We start from the raw sequence: 17,791 nt of genomic DNA on the forward strand, positions 1-17,791 counted from the left end.
GAATCCCTAATCCCGATTCCCCATTCCCGGCTTTTCAAATACCGCAATGCTCTCCACATGCGCGGTGTGCGGAAACATGTCCATCGCGCCGGCGGCCTTGAGCACGAAGCCCTGTTCGTTGACCAGGTAGCCGGCGTCGCGCGCCAGCGAGCCGGGATGGCAGCTGACGTAGACGATGCGCTGGAACTGTTTCAGCGGCAGTTGCTGCAGCACCTCCAGCGCGCCTGAACGCGGCGGGTCCAGCAGCAGCTTGTCGAAGCCCTGGCGCATCCACGGCGCCTGGCGCTGGTCCTGGGTCAGGTCGGCGGCGAAGAACTGCGCGTTGTCCAGGCCGTTGCGCTGCGCGTTCTCCCGCGCGCGCGCCACCAGCCCGGCGTCGCCTTCCACGCCGACCACCTCGCGCACGGTGCGCGCCAGCGGCAGGGTGAAGTTGCCCAGGCCGCAGAACAGGTCCAGCACGCGGTCGTCGGGCTGCGCGTCGAGCAGCGCCAGCGCGTGCGCGATCATCTTCTCGTTGAGCGCGGCGTTGACCTGGATGAAGTCCAGCGGCCGGAACGCCAGTTCCACGTCCCACTGCGGCAGCCGGAACGACAGCGGTACCTCTTGTGGATACAGCGGGTGCACGCTGTCCACGCCGCCCGGCTGCAAAAAAATGGCGAACTCGTGCTCCTGGGCGAAGGCGATCAGCGCGTTCTGGTCGCGCGCGCTCAGCGGCTGCATGTGGCGGAAGGTCAACGCCACCGCGGCGTCACCGGCGATGAACTCGATCTGCGGGATGTCGCGCTTGCCGTCCAGGCTTTCGACCAGGTCGGCCAGCGCGGTCACCTTGAAGCCGATCTGCGGGATCACCGTGTGGCAGACCGACAGGTCGGCGACGAAACGCGGATCCTGCTCGCGGAAACCGACCAGGGTCTTGTCCTTCTTTTCCACCCGCCGCACCGAGAAGCGGCCCTTGCGCCGGTAGCCCCAGGGCGCGCCGGTCAGCGCCGGCAGCACCGCCTGCGGGGTCACGTGGCCGATGCGCTCCAGGTTCTCGGTCAGCACCCGCTGCTTGGCCACGATCTGCTGGTCCTCGGCCAGGTGCTGCAGCACGCAGCCGGCGCAGACCCCGAAATGCGGACAGCGCGGCGTCACCCGCTGCGGCGAGGCCTGCAGCACCTGCACGGTGCGCGCCTCGTCGAAGTGGCGGTTGCGCGCGGTGGGTTCGGCGAGGACGGTCTCGCCGGGCAGCGCGCCGGCGACGAAGGCGACCTTGTCGCCCTCGCGGCGGGCGACGCCGCGGCCGTCGTGGCTGAGGTCGGCGATGTCGGTCTGGAAGGGCGTGCGGTCAAGACGGTTTCTGGATCGGGCCACGTGGCAACAGGCTGCGGGCGGAAAAGGGCGGCTATTGTCGCAGATGGGCCGGGCCGGGACCGGCTTGCGATTGCCGCGCCGGCGAGGCAAAGTGGCGCACGCACGCACGCGCGCCGCCGCGCGGGATGCGACCACGCCGCATGGAGGCATCAGCATGGCATCGAACCAGGACACGGTAACGCGACTGCTGCTCGTCGAAGACGACCCGATCAGCCGCGCTTTCTTCGACGCGACGCTGCAGGCGCTGCCGGCCCGGGTGGACCTGGCCGACTCCGTCGCCAGCGCCCTCGCCCGCGCGCAGACGCAGGCGCACGACCTGTGGCTGATCGACGCCAACCTGCCCGACGGCAGCGGCAGCGAGTTGCTGCGCCAGTTGCAGCGGCAACGCCCCGGCACCCTGGGGCTGGCGCATACCGCCGACGCCAGCGCCTCGGTCCGCTCGCAGTTGCTCGACGCCGGCTTCGCCGACGTGCTGCTGAAACCGCTCAGCACCGAACGGCTGCTGCAATCGGTGCGCCGGCTGCTCGCGCGCGGCCGCCTCGGCGGCACCGTCGGGACCGCCGACCCGACCCTGGACTGGGACGAGACCACCGCGCTGGCCGCGCTCAACGGCGAGCGCGCGCACCTGATCGCATTGCGCGAACTGTTCCTGGCCGAGCTGCCCGGCACCCGCGATGCGGTGGCCTCGGCCCTGCAACTCAGCGATGACCAAGCCGTGCGCAGCCACCTGCACCGGCTGCAGGCCAGCTGCGGCTTCGTCGGTGCCGCGCGCCTGGCGCGGGCCGTGCGCCAGCTGCATGGCGATCCAGCTTCCTCGCAGGCCCGCCATCAGTTCAGCGAGGCGGTGGCGGCGTTGTTGCACTGAAGGCTGGGAGTGGGGATTCGGGATTGGGGATGGCTCCCCGTCACTTCCCACGCGTCGGCCTGGGGCGCCATCTGCCGCAACCCGCGCCTCTCGAGCGTTGCCCTGGCGCTCCCGGCTGGTAGCCGCCCTTCCCCGTGCCGTCACGATCCGGTCTCGCGACGGTGACGACAACGACGGCGTCCGCACGGCGCTCGCCACACAGCGAAACTTGCAAATAAGATTCGTTCTCGAATAAATTAACGCCCCGACGACATCTTCGGACCAGCCATCGCCCCGTCCGGTCACTACCGCAACAGGGGCTTTCTCATGTTTCAGACGTCATTCCACCGGCCAGCGCCGGCCATGGGCGTGCTCGCCCGCGCGCTGTTGGCCGCCCTCGTCGCCGCCGCGTCCACCTCAGCCAGCGCCCAGGACACCGCCAGTGCCGGCACCCGCGATGCCGGGTCATCCGCCAACGCCACGCAACTGGACACGGTCATGGTCAAAGGCCAGCGGCTCAGCCTGGACCTGCAGCAGGATGCGGCGGTCGGCGCGCTGGGCACGTCGCGCCTGCTGGATACGCCGTTCTCGGTGACCCTGGTCGAAGAACCCGAGATCGCGCGCCGCCAGGCCTCCACGCTGGGGCAGATCTTCATCAACGATCCATCGGTGTTCGCGGCCGAACCGGCGGCCACCACCAACTGGTGGGGCACGCAGATCCGTGGCATCGGCGTGCGCAATTTCTACGTGGACGGCGTGCCCATGCTGATGGAATGGGGCGGCGAGTTCCCGCTGGAAGCGGTGCAATCGGTGCAGGCGCTGAAGGGCCTGGGCGGCTTCATGTACGGCTTCGGCGCACCGGGCGGCATCGTCAGCTACCAGACCAAGCGCCCCACCGACACGCCACTGCTGGCCACCACGATTGGCTACCGCAACGACAGCGTGTTCTCGGCACAGGTGGATGCGGGCGGGCGCGCCAACGGCGCCGACTCCTTCGGCTATCGGCTCAACGCCGGCATCGAACGCGGCGACGCATACAACGGCGCGGGCATCGACCGCAAGACGATCGCTGTTGCGGTCGAGCAACCGATCGTCGAGGGCCTGACCTGGCATGCCGAACTGGTACACGAGCGCAACACGCTCGAGCACGAGCCGCTGTACTTCTATTGGGATGCCTACCAGGGCACGCGCCTGCCCCGCCCCACCAGCGACTACGACAAGATCCGCGTCGACGGGGCCTACTACGAGACCGCCCTGCTGCACGCGACCACCGGCCTGAACTGGCGCATCGACGAGCGCTGGAGTGCGGCACTGAGCCTGGGCGGCAGCCGCCGCCGGCACACGTCGCACAAGATGTTCGCCAATCTGCTGAACGAAACGGGCGACTACGCCGGTTTCGCCTACGACTTCGGTGCGGTGCTGCGCAACAGCGTGGTGCAGCTGCTGGTCAACGGCCGCGTCGACACCGGCCCGGTGACGCACGCGTTGGTGTTCGGTGCCTCGGTGCAGCGCAGTTGGGACCAGTGGAGCAAGGCGTTCTACTGGAGCAACGACTTCGACGGCAACCTGTATCGCCCGCAGTCCTTCCGCCCCACCCGCCGACCGGACTACAGCCTGGCGCCGGTCAGCGCGGACCTGCGCCAGAAGGCGGTGTTCGTCAGCGACACCCTGCAGTTCGGCGACCACTGGCGCGCCATCCTCGGCGCGCGCCACGTGGATTACCAGCAACGCGATCTGGATGGCGACGCGTCGGTGGACAGCGGCTACCGCACCTCGGTGACGACCCCGACCGTGGCGCTGATCTACAAGCCCATCGACGACGTGTCGCTCTACGCCAGCTACGTTGAGGCGCTGGAGCCCGGCAGCCGCGTCGGCACCGACGCGCTGCCCGCCTATGCCAACGCCGGCAGCGTACTGGCGCCGACGGTGAGCAAGCAGTACGAACTGGGCGCCAAGCTGCAGAGCGGGCGCTTCGCGCTGACCACCGCCGCGTTCCGCATCGAGCGCGGCGCGCAGATCGACGCCTACCGCGACGGCCTGCGCTACCTGACCCAGGACGGCCTGACCCTGTATCGCGGGCTGGAAGTGATCGGCAGCGTCGGCGTGACCGAGGATCTGGAAGTGGGCGTCGGCGGACTGTGGATGGACCCGCGGCTGCAGGATCTGTCGCCGGACAACGCGGCGCTGCGCGGCAACCGCCCGGCCGGCGCCGCACGCCGGCAACTGCTGGCCAATGCCACCTGGCGCGTACCGGGCGTGCGCGGCCTGAGCCTGCACGGCAACGTGCGCTACTCCGGCGATGCCTACTACGAGGATCAGAATCGCGTGCTCATCCCCGGGCATACCGTCGCCGCGGCCGGCTTCCAGTACGCCACGACCTTGGGCGGCTACGACGCGTTGCTGACCGGCAACATCAACAACCTGTTCGATCGCACCTACTGGAACCAGCACACGCTGGGCGAGGCACGCAATGCGGCGCTGAGCCTGCGGATCGATTGGCGCTGAGTGCGCCTGCCGCTGCCGCTGCCGCTGCCGTGGCCCGGCGTGGCGACGGCGGCGGCGGCGGGCGGCGGCGCTGCGCGGCTGCATGGAGGTCTGTGGTCGTGACGGAAGCAACCGCAGGCGCGGCCCCAGCCGCGAAGGCGTTACCGGGAGAACCCGTCGCCGCTGATCCCGCAAAAACGGACAACAACCGCTTCTACGGAGCAAGCCGCATCCGCTTGGGCGGGTGACGAACACAGCTCACTCGGGTGTCCGCGTGGCGGCAGCGCTCGCGCCGTCGATCCGCCGCGCTCACGACTCCGCGGAAGGCGGCGACCGCGGCGGCGCTTCCGGTGTGGACGTCGACGTCGCGTCGCGCTGCGCATCCAGCTCGGCGTCCGGCTCCGGTGTCGCCGCGCGCGCTGCCGACCCCGGCATTGCGGCGACGCCGGGTGCATCCGATCCCGGCGGATCGTCCTGCGGCGGCTCGGGATCGGCAACCGCCGGCGCGATGCCCGCGGCGCTGGCGCTGCGCTGCCGCGCCAGATCCTCGACCATTTCCCAGGATTTCAGGCCGCGCCCGCCGAGGTGGTGCAGCAGCACCACACGCATGCCGCGGCGCAGGCCAGGCAGATCCTCGGCGACTGGTTCGGTATCGTCGGCCAGCGCCAGCAGGGCGCGCCCGGTCGCCATGCCGCTGCGCTGATCGTGGCCGCGATCGCTCAACAGCCGGCGCGACCCGTGCTCGGCGTCGAGCACGTAACGCGCTGCCGGGTCGATCGGGTCGCCGTCGCCGTCGTGGCGCAGGTCGAATCCCACGCCCAGCGCCTCCAGCAGGTCGCGCTCGAAGCAGCGCAGCGACCAGGCCAGCGGCGCTTCGGCGGCCAGTCGCGCGCGCACCCGCGCGTACGCCAGATACAGGTCCGGCGCCGGATCGTCGCGCGGCGCCAAGCGCAGGGTCAGTTCGTTGATGTAGAAGCCGGCCAGCATCGCCTCGCCGCTCAGCCGCGGCGCCGCATCCATCGCCTCGGCCTCGCGTAGTTGCGCCAGTTCGCCGCGGCGCTGCGCGCTGAAGCGGATCGACTGCAGCGGCTGCAGCGCCGCGCGCAAGGCCTGCTTCTTCGGCCCGTGCACACCGCGCGCCAGCACGCCGAGCCGGCCGTGGTGCACGCTCAGCACCTCCACCAGCAGGCTGGTCTCGCGCCAGGGCCGGGCGTGCAGGACGAAACCGGGTTCGTGCTCGATCAAGGCTTCAGGAGCTGGGAATGGGGAGTGGGGAATAGGGAATGGAACAGCATGCCGTCCCTAGCCAAATCATCGTCCAACGATCGGGAAAAGAGCTGACTCTTATAGGAGCGGCTTCAGCCGCGACGGGCGTTACCGGGAAAACACGTCGCGGCTGAAGTCACACACCATGGCTGCCTGGGACGCGGAAATCCAATTCCCGATTCCCGATTCCCCATTCCCGGCCTTATTCCCCGTACCCGAACGCCTTCAGCGCGGCTTCGTCGTCGGACCAGCCCTCGCGCACGCGTACCCAGGTCTCCAGGAACACCTTGGCGCCGAACAGGCGCTCCATCTGCTGGCGGGCCTTGGCGCCGATGTCCTTCAGGCGGGTACCGCCCTTGCCGATCACGATCGCCTTCTGGCCTTCGCGCTCGACCCAGATCACCGCGCCGATGCGCAGCAAGGCGCCGTCCTCGGCGAAGCGTTCGATCTCCACGGTGGTCGCGTACGGCAGTTCCTCGCCGAGCTGGCGCATCAACTGCTCGCGCACCAGTTCGCCGGCCAGGAAGCGCTGGCTGCGGTCGGTGATCTCGTCCTCGCCGAACATCGGCGGCGCTTCCGGCACCAGCGCCAGCAGGTCGCGCACCAGCGCCTCCAGGCCCTTGCGCTTGAGCGCGGAGATCGGATGCACCGCGGCGAAGCTGCGGCCATCGCTGACCTGCTGCAGGAACGGCAGCAGCGCGGTCTTGTCCTTGAGCCGGTCGACCTTGTTGACCACCAGCACCACCGGGATGCCGGCGTCGCTGAGTACGTTGAACGCCAGCGTGTCCTCCTCGTCCCAGCGCCCGGCCTCGATCACCAGTAGACCGGCGTCCACGCCTTCCAGGGAGCCGCGCGCGGCGCGGTTCATCACCCGGTTCATCGCGCGCTTCTGCTCGCGGTGCAGGCCGGGGGTATCGACCAGCAGCAACTGACCGGCCGGGAAGCTGGCGATGCCCAGCAGCCGGTGCCGGGTGGTCTGCGGCCGGTTGGAGACAATGCTGACCTTGGCGCCCACCAGGGCGTTGGTCAGGGTGGACTTGCCCACGTTGGGGCGGCCGATCACGGCCACGCTGCCGCTGCGGTAAGGGGGAGTGGCTTGTTCGTTCACTTGCTCGAATCCAGTTGCTCGATGGCGGCGGCGGCGGCCTGCTGCTCGGCCAGGCGCCGCGAGGTGCCCTCGCCCTCGGTGACCAGGGCGGGCTCGGCGAGTACGCAGCGTACCCGGAATAGCTTGGCGTGGTCGTCGCCGGTCTCGCTGATCAGTTCGTAGGCCGGCAAGGTCCGCTGCCGGGCCTGCAACCATTCCTGCAGGCGGGTCTTGGCGTCCTTCTCCACCTTGCCGACCGGCAACGCCGCCAGCGCGGCCTCGAACCAGGGCAGGATCGTCGCGCGGCAGGTCTCGAAGCCGGCATCCAGGTAGATCGCCGCGACCACGGCCTCCACCGCATCGGCCAGGATCGAGTCGCGGCGATGGCCGCCGGACTTCATCTCGCCCGGCCCCAGGGTCAGGCGTTCGCCCAGTTCCAGTTGCCGGCCGATCGCGGCCAGCGAGGCCTCGCGCACCAGTTCGGCACGGGCACGGGTCAGCGCGCCTTCGTCGGCCTTGGGCCAGCGCTGGTACAGCGCCTCGGCGATCAGCAGGTTGACGATGCCGTCGCCGAGGAATTCCAGGCGTTCGTTGTGCGGTGCGCCGGCGCTGCGATGGGTCAGCGCCTGCGCCAGCAACTGCGGCTCGGCGAAGCGGTGACCGATGCGGTCACCGCGCAGGATGGTCTTACTGGCCACCACGCGTCGTCAGGTCCTGGGTGGCGTCGAACTTGCCGACCACGTCCAGATTGGCGATCAGCGGGCGGCGCACTTCGTAGGCCACGTGCATCTTCACGCCGGTGTCGGTGCGCTCGAAGGTGACGTCGCCCGGCTTGACGTTGTCCGAATTGTTGATGTCCAGGCGCCGGAACAGCGAGGCCTTGGCCTGCGACGGATCCATCTCGGCGCTGCCGGCTTCGGTCGCCAGACCCTTCATCGCCGAGCGCACGGCATAGAACTCCATGTACATCGGGAACAGCTTCATGCCGATGTAGACGAAGAATCCAACCACCGCCAGCACGATCACGAACGAGGTCAAGGTCATGCCACTTTGCTTGTGCTTCATCGCGCTTCCCCTCAAGCAAGTCACTGAATGGTCGTCCCGATCCGCGACGGATCGAAACTGCCGCTGCAGAACCACCCTTCGCAGTTGAGCCAGATCAGGAACGCCTTGCCGCGCAGGTTCTCTTCGGGCAGGAAATGGGTCTGGGTCCAGAACCGGCTGTCCTCGCTGTTGTCGCGATTATCGCCCATCACGAAGTACTTGCCCGGCGGCACCACCCAATCGCCCTGGCCGGCCGGATTGTTGCGGTCGATCCATTCCAGTTCGGTGTGGGTCCGGCCCGGCAGGTACTCGGTGAGCAGGGTGGCGCCGGTCATCTCCGCGCCCTTGCCCTTGCCGACGTACTCGCCCATGACCTTGTACTTCATCGGCGTGCCGTTGATGTACAGGGTGTCGCCATGGAAGCCGATGCGGTCGCCCGGCAGGCCGATCACGCGCTTGATCCAGTTCTCGTCCGGCTTGTGCGGCGGCTTGAACACCACCACGTCGCCGCGCTTGGGCTCGCCGACCGGAATGATCTTCTGGTTGGTGATCGGCAGGCGGAAGCCGTAAGAAAACTTGTTGACCAGGATGAAATCGCCGACCAGCAGGTTCGGCATCATCGAGCTGGACGGGATCTTGTACGGCTCGGCGATGAAGCTGCGCAGGATCAGCACCACCGCCAGCACCGGGAAGAACGCCCGCGAGTAGTCGACGATCACCGGCTCGCTGTCGAGCAACCCGGCCCGCGCGGCGCGGCGCTTGGCGAAGAACAGCTTGTCCAGCAGGGTGATGATGCCGGTGGCGAAGGTCAGGACCACCAGCGCGATTTCAAACCATTTCATTCGGGTTCCTTCGGAACGGGATTGGGGATTGGGGATATGGGATTCGCAAGAACGGAACGGCGGCAGGCGCACCTGCCTTGGCCAATCTCCAATCCCGAATCCCCACTCCCAGTTACTTATCCATCTGCAGCACAGCCAGGAAGGCTTCCTGCGGGATTTCCACGCGGCCGACCTGCTTCATGCGCTTCTTGCCTTCCTTCTGCTTTTCCAGAAGCTTCTTCTTGCGCGAGACGTCGCCACCATAGCACTTGGCCAGCACGTTCTTGCGCATCGCCTTGACCGTGGTGCGGGCGATGATCTGCGAGCCGATCGCGGCCTGGATCGCCACGTCGAACATCTGCCGCGGGATCAGGTCCTTCATCTTCTCGCACAGTTCGCGGCCGCGGCGGTCGGCGTGGCTGCGATGCGCGATCAGCGACAGCGCATCGACCTTGTCGCCGTTGATCAGCACGTCCACGCGCACGAACGGGCCGGCATCGAAGCGCACGAAGTGGTAGTCCAGCGAGGCGTAGCCGCGGCTGACCGACTTGAGCTTGTCGAAGAAGTCCAGCACCACCTCGGCCATCGGCAGCTCGTAGCTGATCTGCACCTGGCTGCCCAGGTAGTTGATGCCGATCTGGCTGCCGCGCTTTTCCTCGCACAGCTTGATGATGTTGCCGATGTATTCCTCGGGGGTGAGGATGTTGGCGCGGATGATCGGCTCGCGGATCTCCTCGACCATGTTCAACTGCGGCAGCTTGGCCGGGTTGTCCATGCTGATGATCGAGCCGTCGGTCTTCAGCACTTCGTAGACCACGGTCGGCGCGGTGCTGATCAGGTCGAGGTTGTACTCGCGCTCCAGGCGCTCCTGCACGATCTCCATGTGCAGCATGCCGAGGAAGCCGCAGCGGAAGCCGAAGCCCATCGCCTCGGAGCTTTCCGGCTCGAAGCGCAGCGCCGCGTCGTTCAGGCGCAGCTTGTCCAGCGCCTCGCGCAGGTTGGTGTAGTCCTCGGCATCGACCGGGAACAGGCCGGCGAACACGCGCGGCTGCATCTCCTGGAAACCGGGCAGCGGCTTGCTGGCCGGGTCGCCGGCCAGGGTCAGGGTGTCGCCGACCGGCGCGCCGTGCACGTCCTTGATGCTGGCGGTGACCCAGCCCACCTCGCCTGCGCGCAGCGCCGGCAGCACCTTGCGCTTGGGGGTGAACACGCCGACGCTGTCGACCTGGTGGGTGCGGCCGGTGGACATCACCAGCAGCTTGTCGCCGGCCTTGATCTCGCCCTGCATCACCCGCACCAGCGAGACCACGCCCAGGTAGTTGTCGAACCAGGAGTCGATGATCAGCGCCTGCAGCTTGTCGGTATCGCGCGGCACCGGCGGCGGGATGCGCTGCACGATCGCCTCCAGCACGTCGCGCACGTTCAGCCCAGTCTTGGCGCTGACCGCGACCGCGTCGGTGGCGTCGATGCCGATCACCGCCTCGATCTCGGCCTTGGCGCGGTCGATGTCGGCGGTGGGCAGGTCGATCTTGTTCAGCACCGGCACCACTTCCAGGCCCTGCTCCACCGCGGTGTAGCAGTTGGCCACCGACTGCGCTTCCACGCCCTGCGCCGCGTCCACCACCAGCAGCGCGCCTTCGCAGGCGGCCAACGAGCGGCTGACCTCGTAGGAGAAGTCGACGTGGCCGGGGGTGTCGATGAAGTTCAGGTGGTAGACCTGCCCATCCTGCGCGGTGTACGGCAGCGACACGGACTGGGCCTTGATGGTGATGCCGCGTTCGCGCTCGATCGGGTTGGAGTCGAGCACCTGCGCTTCCATCTCGCGCGCCTGCAGGCCGCCGCAGAGTTGGATGATGCGATCGGCCAGGGTCGATTTGCCGTGGTCGACGTGGGCGATGATGGAGAAATTGCGGATGTTCCGCATCGAATCAGAGGACATGAGGTGGGCGGCGGCCAGGACCGTCGTCAGGATAACGGGCCATTATCGCATGGCCGGCGGCCGCTGGTGACGGCCGCCGGATTCGCCCCCCGCCCCGGGGCGCCGACCGGTCTGGGTCGACGCCCGGGATGGCGCCCGGCCGCGGCCGGGCGCGGGGATCAGCCGCCGGCGCGCACCGCGACGAAGCTGGTGGTGTCGCGGACGCGGATCAGCAGCATCACCACGTCGCCCTTCTTGTAGCCGCTCAGCTGCTGGTTCAGGGCCGCCACGCTGCCGACCGGGGCACGCCCGACCTGCAGGATCACCATGCCCGGCACCAGTTGCGCCTCGCGCGCGGCGCGGCCGGTGACCGCAGTGATGCGCACGCCCTTGCCCGGCTCCAGGCCCAACTGCTGGCGGGTGGCCGCGTCCAGGTCGGCCACGTCGATGCCGAGCAGCGCGTTGGCGCCGGTGGCCGGGGCGGCGTTGTCGCCGACCGCCGGGCCGGCACTGGCCTGGGCGTCGTCGGCCAGCGCGGTCAACTGCACGGTCAGCTCGCGCGGCTTGCCGTCGCGCAGGATACCCAGGCGCACCTTGGCGCCCGGCTGCATCGCGCCGATCATCGGTGGCAGGTCGCTGGAGGCGCCGATCTCGGTCCCGTTGACCGTGCGGATCACATCGCCCACTTCCAGCCCGGCCTTGGCCGCCGGGCTGCCTTGGACCAGTTGGTTAACCAGGGCGCCGCGGGTGTCCGGCAGGCCCAGGCCCTGCGCCTTCAGCGAATCGATGGCGCCCACCATCACCCCGAGCTGGGCGCGGGTGACCTTGCCGGTCTTCTTGATCTGCTCGACCGCGCTCATCGCCAGGTCGATCGGGATCGCGAAGCTGATGCCCATGTAGCCGCCGGAGGCGGAGAAGATCTGCGAGTTGATGCCGACCACCTCGCCGCGGGTGTTGAGCAGCGGGCCGCCGGAGTTGCCCTGGTTGATCGCCACGTCGGTCTGGATGAACGGCACGTAGCGCTGGTCGGCGTAGGGATTGCTGCGGCCGGTGGCGCTGACGATGCCGGCGGTGACCGAGTGGTCCAGGCCGAACGGCGAACCGATCGCCACCACCCACTGGCCGGGCTTGAGCAGGTTGGAGTCGCCGATGCGCACCGTCGGCAGGTTCTTGCCGTCGATCTTCAGCAGCGCCACGTCGTACTGCTGGTCGCTGCCGACCACCTTGGCGGTGAACTCGCGGCGGTCGGTGAGCTTGACCTTGACCTCGCTGGCGCCGTCGACCACGTGGTGGTTGGTCAGCACGTAGCCGTCAGGCGAAATGATGAAGCCCGAGCCCATCGAGCGGCCGGCGGGGCCATCGTCATCCGGCGCGCCGCCGCGCGGCTGCCCGGGCATGCCCGGCATGCCGTCCGGGCCGAAGAAGCGACGGAAGAACTCCGGCATCTGGTCGTCGTCGGGCATGCCGCCGCCGGAGCGTGCGGCCGCGGCGCGGCGGCTGATGGTGGTCTCGACATTGACCACGCCGGGGCCGACCTGCTCGACCAGGCGGGTGAAGTCGGGAAGGTTGCCGACCAGCTGAGGCGCGGGCGCGGCCTGCGCGGCCGGCGGCGGGGCGCTGGCGGCGCTGGGGCTGGGCTGCTGCGCGCAGGCGGCCAGCGGCACGGTCAGCGCCAGCAGGCCCAACAGATGGTGGCGGATACGGTGAGTCATCGGACGCGAGCCTCCGGTTCGGGAAGGGGAACAACGAGGGGACGAAGCAACGGGGACCACGCGCCGGAACGAGGCACGGACGCCTGCCGGCGCGCGGGGTCAGGGCTGCGGATGCAGCGGCGGGTTGGCCACGGCGTCGGCAGGCAATCGGGGTTCGAACGGATAGAACGCCGCCGGGTCCGCGCCGCTGTGCGGGAAGCTGGCGGTGAACTCGCTCCCGGAATCGGCGGCCGGCAGCGTCGAGCGCGGCCACGGCCGGGCCTGCAGCGGCGTTGCCGGATGTCCGAACGGATCGCTGGCGCGTTGCGCGACCATCGTCGGCGGCGCGACCGGCGCCACGAACGGCGTCTGCACCGGCGTCTTGGCCTGCGGCTTGGCGGGCGCCGCCGCGGCATAGGCGCGCTCGGCCGGGACGCTGCGGGTGCGCGCGGCCTGGGCGCTGCGCGTGGCCTCGCGTCGTGCCGCTGCGTCCTGGCGACGGTTGGCGGCGATCGCCATCGCCGGCGCGGCAGCGACGGCAGCGGCGAGGTCGCCCTGCGGATCGACCGGTGCCGGCGAAGGCGTCGGGACCGGCGGCGTGGTGGCGGCCGGTGCCGGGCTCGGCGCGGTGGCATCGGCAACCTGCGCCGGCGCCAACGCCTCGGGCGTCTGCGGCAGGCGCTGGGTCACGAACAGCGCGAGCAGCGCGACCGAAGCGGCCAGGGCGGCACTGCCGCCCCAGCGCCAGGTGCGGCGCTTGCCGGCCGCGCTGGCCGCTTCGGCACGCGCGGCCTGCTGCGCTTCGGCGGCCACCGCCTGGCGCACGCGGGCGCTGAAATCGCTGGGCGCCGGCACGCTGACACGGCCGCGCAGGATGTCGCCGCACAGCTGCCAGCGCTCGTGGCAGCCGGACAATTCCTCGTCGTGCTGCAGCCGGCGCAGCACGAAGCGCGCCTCGTCGGCCGGCAGTTCGCCGTCGATCAGGGCGGACAGTTGCTGCCGGTAGTGCAACTCGAACTTGTCCGGCGCGGCGCTGTCGGGCGCCGGCACAGGCTTGGGAAAGGGCGTGCTATCGGTCATACGCGGTGTCGCTCACGGGTGGCGCTGTCGGTATCCAGCAGGGGACGGAGTTCGGCGTCGATGGCCTCGCGGGCGCGGAAGATCCGCGAACGCACGGTGCCGATCGGGCAGCCCATCTTCTGCGCGATGTCCTCGTAGCTCATGCCCTCCACCTCGCGCAGGGTGATGGCGGTGCGCAACTCTTCCGGCAAGGCGTCGACCGCCTTCATCACCGTGCGCTCCAGTTCCTGGCGCATCAACTCGCGCTCGGGCGTGTCGGTGTCGCGCAGGCGGGTGCCGCTGTCGAACTGCTCGGCATCGAGCACATCGACGTCGTCGGTGGGCGGCCTGCGGTTGTGCGCGACCAGGTAGTTCTTGGCGGTATTCACGGCGATCCGGTGCAACCATGTGGAGAACTGGGCGTCGCCGCGGAAGCTCCCCATCGCGCGGTAGGCGCGGATGAAGGTGTCCTGGGCCACGTCCTGACATTCGCTCCAGTCGGCGATGTAGCGCCCGATCAGGCCGACGATCCGATGCTGGTACTTGCGCACCAGCACATCGAACGCCGCGCTCTCGCCGCGCTGCACACGCCGGACCAGTTCCAGGTCCAGCTCCTGGGGTGTTTCGACATCGGCCATAGCGGGCCGCACTCCTGTCAGCCCAACCTACGTCGGACCCTCTGACCGCCAATTCGGAAAAAAGTTCAGCGCCCCTCAGCGGATCGCCGCCCCACGACGTTAACCGGCGTTCCGTTAGGCTGGCGCAAGGCCAGCGGTCGCGGGACGCGCTTCAACTCCCCTGGATTGGGATTTGACGCGACGGAAACAACCTCTGGATGATAACGATCTTCTCCATACACAAGCGGATGGTCCTCCCCATGCTTTCAGGCTTCGACGGGCTCCGATTCAGTCACTGGCAAGCGGATATCCGCGGCGACGGCGTCGTCGTGCTCAGCCTCGACCGCCAGGACGCGCCCGTCAACGCGCTGTCGCAGGACGTGCTGCTGGAGCTGGGCGACCTGCTCGAGCGCATCGCCATCGATCCGCCCAAGGGCGTGGTGATCCGCTCGGCCAAGGACAACGGCTTCATCGCCGGCGCCGACCTCAAGGAATTTCAGGAATTCGACCGCCGCGGCACCGTCAACGACGCGATCCGCCGCGGCCAGGCCACCTTCCAGAAACTGGCGGAACTGCCCTGCCCCACGGTCGCGGCGATCCACGGTTTCTGCATGGGCGGCGGCACCGAGATCGCGCTGGCCTGCCGCTACCGCGTCGCCTCCAGCGATGCGGCCACCCGCATCGGCCTGCCCGAGACCAAGCTCGGCATCTTCCCCGGCTGGGGCGGCAGCGCACGCCTGCCGCGGCTGATCGGCGTGCCGGCGGCGATGGACCTGATGCTCACCGGGCGCACCGTGTCGGCCTCGGCGGCGCGGGCGATGGGCCTGGTCGACAAGGTCGCCGCGCCGGCCGTGCTCACCGATACCGCGGTGGCGCTGGCGCTGTCCGGCAGCGCCCGTCCCTTCAAGCAGCGCGCCACCGCCTGGGCCACCAACACCTGGCCGGCGCGCAAGCTGCTGGCGCCGCAGATGCGCAAGCAGGTGGCGCGCAAGGCGCGCAAGGAACATTACCCGGCGCCATATGCGCTGATCGGCGTGTGGGAACGCAGCGGCGGCGGCGGTATCCAGGCGCGCCTGGACGCCGAGCGCAAGGCGGTGGTCAAGCTGGCCAGCACCCCGACCGCGCGCAACCTGATCCGCATCTTCTTCCTCACCGAACGGCTCAAGGCGCTGGGCGGCAAGGACCACGGCATCCGCCACGTGCACGTGGTCGGTGCCGGCGTGATGGGCGGCGACATCGCCGCCTGGTCGGCCTACAAGGGCTTCGAAGTGACCCTGCAGGACCGCGAGCAGCGCTTCATCGACGGCGCGCTGAGCCGCGCGGGCGAGCTGTTCGCCAAGCGGGTCAAGGACGACAGCAAGCGCCCGGCGGTGGCGGCGCGCCTGAAGGGCGACCTGGCCGGCGAGGGTGTGCCGAGCGCCGACCTGGTGATCGAGGCGATCATCGAGAACCCGCAGGCCAAGCGCGAGCTGTACCAGGCGCTGGAACCGCGCATGCAGCCGACCGCGCTGCTCAGCACCAACACTTCCTCGATCCCGCTGACCGAGCTGCGCGAGCACATCCAGCGCCCGGCGCAGTTCGGCGGCCTGCACTACTTCAATCCGGTGGCGCAGATGCCGCTGGTGGAGATCGTCTGCCACGACGGCCTGGCGCCGGAAAACCAGAAGCGGCTGGCCGCGTTCTGCAAGGCGATCGACAAGCTGCCGGTGCCGGTGGCCGGCACGCCCGGCTTTCTGGTCAACCGCGTGCTGTTCCCGTACATGCTGGAAGCGGCCACCGCCTACGCCGAAGGCATTCCCGGCCCGGCGATCGACAAGGCCGCGGTCAAGTTCGGCATGCCGATGGGCCCGATCGAACTGATCGACACGGTGGGCCTGGACGTGGCCGCCGGCGTGGGCGCCGAACTGGCGCCGTTCCTGGGCCTGCCGATCCCGGCGGCGCTGCAGACGGTGGAGCCGGGCAAGCGCGGCAAGAAGGACGGCCAGGGCCTGTACGCGTGGGAAAACGGCCGCGCCAAGAAGCCGGAACTGCCCAAGGACTACCACGCTCCCGACGACCTGGAAGACCGGCTGATCCTGCCGCTGCTCAACGAAGCGGTCGCCTGCCTGCACGAAGGCGTGGTCGCCGACGCCGACCTGCTCGATGCCGGGGTGATCTTCGGCACCGGCTTCGCCCCGTTCCGTGGCGGCCCGATCCAGCACATCCGCGCCGCCGGCGCCGACGTGCTGCTGGCACGCCTGCGCGCCCTGCAGGCCCGCTACGGCGAGCGCTTCGCGCCGCGCCCGGGCTGGGATTCGCCGGCGTTGCGCGAACCGGTGGTCTGAAGCACGCGAGCGCGTCCACCTGTAGGAGCGGCTTCAGCCGCGATGGGCTTTCTCGATCATGACTGTCGCGGCTGAAGCCGCTCCTACAAAAAACGCGTTGCCGGGACGGGCCGAGCGCTTGCGCATGCTCCGGCCATCCACGTAGGAGCGGCTTCAGCCGCGACCGGCATGCCCGATAAACGCGGGCAACCGATTCCGAACCGAAGACACGCGCTGCGCCTGTACGAACGTGATCGCGCAGCAGCGCCACTTACGGATGCGAATGCCCGTGCGCATGCCCATGCCCGCCAAGCGTATGCGCATGCTCGTCGTGGCCATGCCCATGATGATCGTGACCACCACTCTCACCCGCCACAGCCGGCGCGCCGCACGGCGTGGCACCACAATGGCCTGCCTCCATCTGCAGGGTGATGTGATCGATGTCGAACTGCGCATGCAGGCCGTCGCACAGCGTAGCGCGCAGCGCATCGGCGTCACTGCCGTCGGCGACCACCACATGCGCGGTCAGCGCCGGGGTGCTGGAGGCCAGCGCCCACACGTGCAGGTCGTGCACGCTGGCCACGCCGGGCGCGGCCTGCAGATAGCCGCGCACCGCACCCAAGTCAACGCCCTTGGGCACGCCTTCGAGCAGCACGTTGATCGCCTCGCGCAGCAGCACCCAGGTCCGCGGCAACACCCACAGGCCGATCAGCACCGCCAGGATCGGATCGATCAGCTTCCACCCGGTGACACGGATCGCCAGCGCGCCGACGATCACCGCGACCGAGCCGAGCATGTCGCTCCACACTTCCAGGTAGGCGCCCTTCATGTTGAGGCTCTCGCCGCTGCCGGCCTTGAGCAGGCGCATCGAGATAAGGTTGATCAGCAGGCCGAACGCGGCGATGCCGAGCATGCCGACGGTGGCGATCTCCTGCGGCTGGCGGAAGCGCTGCACCGCCTCCCACAGGATGTAGCCGGCCACCACGAACAGCAGCGCGCCGTTGACCAGCGCGCCCAGCGCCTCCAGCCGCGCGTAGCCATAGCTGCGCTTAGCATCGGGCGGGCGCCGGCTCAGCCGCACCGCGATCAGCGCGATCATCAGCGCTAGCGTGTCGGTGGCCATGTGCGCGGCATCGGACAGCAGCGCCAGGCTGTTGGTGAGGAAGGCGCCGGCCACTTCCACCACCAGGAACAGCGCGGTGAGGCCGAGCGCCCACCACAGGGGCTGCTCGTGACGGATCTCGGTGGGGGCGTGGCTGTGATCGTGTCCCATGGGGCGACCGGGCGGCGATGCGGAGGAAGAT

At 69.3% G+C, this 17,791-nt stretch carries 13 protein-coding genes and 1 pseudogene; 3 read left to right on the plus strand and 11 right to left on the minus strand.

Annotated features, from left to right (window positions below; translation table 11 throughout):
• Positions 1 to 6: 6 nt before the first annotated feature.
• Entirely contained in the window at positions 7 to 1,353 is a 1,347-nt protein-coding gene (rlmD, locus tag AC1PMG_RS15270) for a 23S rRNA (uracil(1939)-C(5))-methyltransferase RlmD (protein ID WP_481109449.1), read from the minus strand.
• A 148-nt stretch (positions 1,354 to 1,501) separates the two neighbouring features.
• On the opposite strand from rlmD, the gene AC1PMG_RS15275 reads away from it, so the two are divergent.
• On the plus strand, positions 1,502 to 2,218 hold the full coding sequence (locus AC1PMG_RS15275) for an Hpt domain-containing response regulator (RefSeq protein WP_481111684.1): 717 nt from the start codon (positions 1,502 to 1,504) through the stop codon (positions 2,216 to 2,218).
• 306 nt (positions 2,219 to 2,524) lie between these two features.
• Entirely contained in the window at positions 2,525 to 4,702 is a 2,178-nt protein-coding gene (locus tag AC1PMG_RS15280; RefSeq protein WP_481109450.1) for a TonB-dependent siderophore receptor, read from the plus strand.
• A gap of 507 nt (positions 4,703 to 5,209) precedes the next feature.
• Here the strand turns inward: AC1PMG_RS15280 and recO are convergent.
• The 9 genes and pseudogenes from recO to rpoE form a co-directional block, all read right to left on the minus strand.
• A pseudogene (recO, locus tag AC1PMG_RS15285) lies at positions 5,210 to 5,926 on the minus strand (DNA repair protein RecO); the annotation flags it as partial.
• A 223-nt stretch (positions 5,927 to 6,149) separates the two neighbouring features.
• Positions 6,150 to 7,055, minus strand: a complete 906-nt coding sequence (era, locus tag AC1PMG_RS15290; RefSeq protein WP_481109451.1) for a GTPase Era — start codon at positions 7,053 to 7,055, stop codon at positions 6,150 to 6,152.
• The gene (rnc, locus tag AC1PMG_RS15295; protein ID WP_026143959.1) at positions 7,052 to 7,732 is read right to left on the minus strand and encodes a ribonuclease III; all 681 of its coding nucleotides are present in this window, start codon (positions 7,730 to 7,732) and stop codon (positions 7,052 to 7,054) included. Before rnc ends, era begins: the two co-directional genes overlap by 4 nt.
• A complete protein-coding gene (locus AC1PMG_RS15300) occupies positions 7,722 to 8,099 on the minus strand; it encodes a DUF4845 domain-containing protein (RefSeq protein WP_010340596.1) in 378 nt (125 codons plus the stop codon). Before AC1PMG_RS15300 ends, rnc begins: the two co-directional genes overlap by 11 nt.
• A gap of 20 nt (positions 8,100 to 8,119) precedes the next feature.
• Entirely contained in the window at positions 8,120 to 8,920 is an 801-nt protein-coding gene (lepB, locus tag AC1PMG_RS15305; protein WP_010340595.1) for a signal peptidase I, read from the minus strand.
• A 112-nt stretch (positions 8,921 to 9,032) separates the two neighbouring features.
• Entirely contained in the window at positions 9,033 to 10,823 is a 1,791-nt protein-coding gene (lepA, locus tag AC1PMG_RS15310) for a translation elongation factor 4 (RefSeq protein ID WP_048492482.1), read from the minus strand.
• Between the two features lie 173 nt (positions 10,824 to 10,996).
• Positions 10,997 to 12,529, minus strand: coding sequence for a DegQ family serine endoprotease (locus AC1PMG_RS15315; RefSeq protein WP_481109452.1), 1,533 nt, complete (start codon positions 12,527 to 12,529; stop codon positions 10,997 to 10,999).
• Positions 12,530 to 12,628: 99 nt separating this feature from the next.
• Positions 12,629 to 13,588: a sigma-E factor negative regulatory protein gene (locus tag AC1PMG_RS15320; protein WP_481109453.1), complete on the minus strand. Its 960-nt coding sequence runs from the start codon at positions 13,586 to 13,588 to the stop codon at positions 12,629 to 12,631.
• Positions 13,585 to 14,205 carry an RNA polymerase sigma factor RpoE gene (rpoE, locus tag AC1PMG_RS15325; protein ID WP_160948332.1) on the minus strand — a complete coding sequence of 207 codons (621 nt, stop codon included), beginning with the start codon at positions 14,203 to 14,205 and terminating at the stop codon, positions 13,585 to 13,587. The genes AC1PMG_RS15320 and rpoE overlap by 4 nt, the downstream gene beginning before the upstream one ends.
• A 239-nt stretch (positions 14,206 to 14,444) precedes the next feature.
• Here rpoE and AC1PMG_RS15330 point away from each other — a divergent pair, with 239 nt between their 5' ends.
• A complete protein-coding gene (locus AC1PMG_RS15330) occupies positions 14,445 to 16,508 on the plus strand; it encodes a 3-hydroxyacyl-CoA dehydrogenase NAD-binding domain-containing protein (protein WP_481109454.1) in 2,064 nt (687 codons plus the stop codon).
• A gap of 250 nt (positions 16,509 to 16,758) precedes the next feature.
• Here the strand turns inward: AC1PMG_RS15330 and AC1PMG_RS15335 are convergent, their stop codons facing one another.
• Entirely contained in the window at positions 16,759 to 17,760 is a 1,002-nt protein-coding gene (locus AC1PMG_RS15335) for a cation diffusion facilitator family transporter (protein ID WP_481109455.1), read from the minus strand.
• Positions 17,761 to 17,791 lie beyond the last annotated feature (31 nt).

The organism is Xanthomonas sp. NCPPB 2250, assembly GCF_056725265.1.